Origin of the sequence: Ensifer sp. ENS02 (genome assembly GCF_014851885.1) — a bacterium.
Taxonomy (GTDB): domain Bacteria; phylum Pseudomonadota; class Alphaproteobacteria; order Rhizobiales; family Rhizobiaceae; genus Ensifer; species Ensifer adhaerens.
In genome coordinates, this window is the sequence record NZ_JACVAO010000043.1 from 1 (window position 1) to 3,401 (window position 3,401).

At 59.1% G+C, this 3,401-nt stretch carries 1 protein-coding gene and 2 pseudogenes; all 3 read right to left on the minus strand.

The window, feature by feature from the left end; genetic code table 11:
- Window positions 1-185 (minus strand): annotated as a pseudogene (locus IB262_RS35800) (hypothetical protein); the annotation flags it as partial.
- Window positions 186-318: 133 nt separating this feature from the next.
- Window positions 319-2,010 (minus strand): aspartate-alanine antiporter, encoded by a 1,692-nt coding sequence (gene aspT, locus IB262_RS35255; protein ID WP_090428436.1) that lies wholly within the window; start codon window positions 2,008-2,010, stop codon window positions 319-321.
- A 149-nt stretch (window positions 2,011-2,159) separates the two neighbouring features.
- Window positions 2,160-3,401 (minus strand): annotated as a pseudogene (locus IB262_RS35260) (decarboxylase); the annotation flags it as partial.

A 3,401-nucleotide genomic window follows, 5' to 3' on the forward strand; every position in this document is an offset into this window, starting at 1 on the left:
TTGTTGATCTGACCGTAGAATTCGAAATAAGCATTGTCGTCGCCGAGCCGCAGCTTCGGTATCCAATGCTCGGCTTCCTTGCTGGCCTGCGCCGGCTTTGCTGGCTCCTGGGCCGAAGCAGGTGCCGCAACCCCCAGTGCCACGCTGAAAAGTGCGGGTGAGACTACGTGTAATACATGCCGCATCAAAAGCACCTTTCAGTCACGGGCGATTCGCCTTGTCGGTCCGCAGTCAGTATTCGCCACTTTACTTTAGAAGTCTGTTGCAAATTCTCGTCGTGCACTTGTTTTGCCGCTGATCGATTAGATTATTGGCTTCTTATCCGGCGATGATACCCACGATCACCGTCCCCCATGTGGTGAGCAGTATATGGCCGATAGGCACTGCAGGCGTGTAACCAAGGACTGCTACCGAGCTCCCCGACCTGTCCTGGACGGCGGCCATGCCGGCCGTCATGGTCTGCGCGCCGGCTAGTCCACCCAACAACAGTATGGGGTTCATGCCAAGCACGTAGCGTCCAAAGTAAAGGCCTACGATCAATGGAACCATTGTGACGATGATGCCGCCGACCAGGAGCCCGACACCCGCTTCCGCGATAGCGGGGCCAAATACCGGACCTGCATGAAGGCCAGTCATCGCGACGAAGGCGGCAAGACCAAGCGCGGTCATGAGTGACACCGCAGCATCCGGTATGCGACCAAAAAGTGGAAAGCGCGTGCGCAGGTGCCCCACCACCAATCCGGCGAGGAGTGTGCCCACACTGGTGCTCAGCGAAATCCTCATGTCTCCGATGGGAAACGTGACGAGAACGCCGACAAGTCCGCCCAGGAAGATCGCAAGGCCGAGGACCAGGAAGTCCGTTGCAGTGGCCGGCGCGACCACGACACCAATGCGCTTGGCGGCGCTCACCACGACCGGTTCCGGGCCGACGAGGCGAAGGATATCCCCGCGCTGCATTGTGATCCCTGGCGCAAGAGGAATGTCCTGGCCGCCACGACTGATCGTTCGCAGATAGAGGCTTCTTGTCCAGCCTTCTGTCGCCACATCCGCAATGCTTCGGCCATTAAGTTCAGGGCTCGTCAGCAACACGTCGGTCACCGATATCGGCACGTCCAACAGCTCACGATCCTCGACTTCCTCGGAGCGCTGACCAAGGACGGTGACCAGCACCTCTCGTGTTCCGGACACCGCAACGATATCGCCAGGTTCAATCACAAGCTCGGGAGCGGCCTCAAGGATTAAGCCCCCGCGTCGCAGGCGTTGAATGAATAGTCGATGCTCCGGAAATGTTGCCTCGGCATCGACGACCGATCGACCGGCGATCGGCGCGCCCTCCGCTATCCGGTAGGCGCGAATTTCGAACCTGTGCCAGGCGGACGCGACCCCGGTGGCCTTTCGGGTTATCCCGTATTCTTTCTCAAGTTTTAGCGCCTCGGCGACGAGGTCGATGCCAAGCAATTTTGGACCGACAACGCTGCAAAACAGGATGACGCCAACAGCGCCGAATACGTAGCAAACAGCGTCGGCCACGGCGATGTGGGCGACAAACCGTGCGCGATCCGCCTCGGGCAGCGGCAAGGCGTTGATCGCTTCGGTGGCAGTGCCCATTGCCGGACTTTCAGTGAGCGCGCCCGACAAAAGCCCGGCTCCAAAACCAGGGTCCAAGCCAAGGATTTTCGCGACCACGACGGCTGTGACCAGCCCGGTCACACAGACGACCACCGCAAGCAGGACAGGCTTCATGCCGTCCCGTTTCAAGGCCTGCAAGAACTGCGGCCCGACTGAGTAGCCGATACCGAAAAGAAACAGGAGAAAAAGCAGCGACTTCGCCATCCCGGCAATCGGAACATCGGCGAACTGACCGATGAGGATACCGGCGAACAACGAGCCGGTGACCGGACCCAGACTGAAACCTCCGAACTTGAGGCCTCCGATCAGGTACCCGATGCTGATTGCAAGGAATACGGCAAGCTCAGGATACTTGACCAGGAATTGCTCGATCCAAATCATGACCAGACGAACTCCCTCCCACCTCAATCAAGGGCCAAGGGCACCTTTACCGCCGACCCCAAACGTTCATGCAAACCGGCAATCCATGCAAAGCATTGGGGGTCGAGTTCGTCCGGATAGCAGCCCGCGGACCCGTGGAAGCTCCGGCACTACCGTGCTTTCGCCGATCGTTTCGCCTTGGCCGCAACTGCATCAGGTTTGACCAGCTTCAGACCCCTTGCCTTCTCGTAGCCATGGATCTCCTTCACATCCAGCTTCCGCATGAAGTCGATCGTCTCCTGCGTCAGGACCTGACCCGGCACCATGATAGGGAACCCCGGGGGATAGGGGATGACGAAGTTGGCCGAGACCATTTCCGGACCTTCCTTCAGCCGCTTGTCGCACTCGGCTCCGATCAGCGGTACGTATTCGCAGACCGAAGCATCATAGGCGTGGAAGAAGGCGGCTCGCATGTCGCCTTCGGGCGACGTGCGTCCCGCGTCACCGCGATACAACGCGTGGAAGTGACTGAAATTTGGAAGGTCCGGCACATCCGTCATCAGCGACTTTACCCGTGCAGCGAAGGCAGCCCGCTCGCCCTCGCCGCCATCGGCAAGCCGTTTTTCGATACCACGGCAGATCTCGACCAGGACGCGAACGAGATGCGCGATATCACTGCGGGTATTGTTGATGTTGGACTGCAAAAGCACGCTGTTTCGCGACGTCTTGTTCAGCTGGATATCGTACTCGTTGGCCAGCAGCCCCTTGAATTGGGTTCCGTCAAAGCCAGCCGTTCCACATACCAGCGTCATACGCGTGGGATCGAGGTAGAATTCGTCTTCGTTCATGGCTTTCACCGCCGTGGCCCAGGTCGCACCCGGTGCCAGGTAGTCCTTGAACCCTGACTGGCGATACTGCGCAGGGATCATCTCATCCGCACCGAGAACGCGGAAATACTTCGAAATCAGCGGATGTTCGTTGATCGCCCGACGGATCTTGAGAGCGATCTCGATCGCGTTCATCACCAACCCATACCCATCGAGCTCCATCTGCCGGCGTGCAACGTCGAGACTGGCGATCAGCTGCTGGTTCGGACTTGTCGAGGCATGGGTGAACACCGCCTCGTGGAACTGGGCTTCGACGGTATGAAAATCGACATCCTTGACGAGCAACATTGAGCCTTGCCGGATCGCTGACATCGATTTGTGCGTCGAATTGGTCTGATAGACCCGAAGGCGAACAAGACGCGGATCGGGAAGTAGGCGTGCGGCGAGCAGCGCTTCGTCGGACGGCTCATCGCCAAGGTCCGCACGCTGCTTTTCGTAGGCACTGACCGACGCAGGATCCTGCAACCAGCTTTCGATATCCGCTGCTGCCCCCATGGCCGTGCGTGGCCGCAGGAAGGGTGAAAA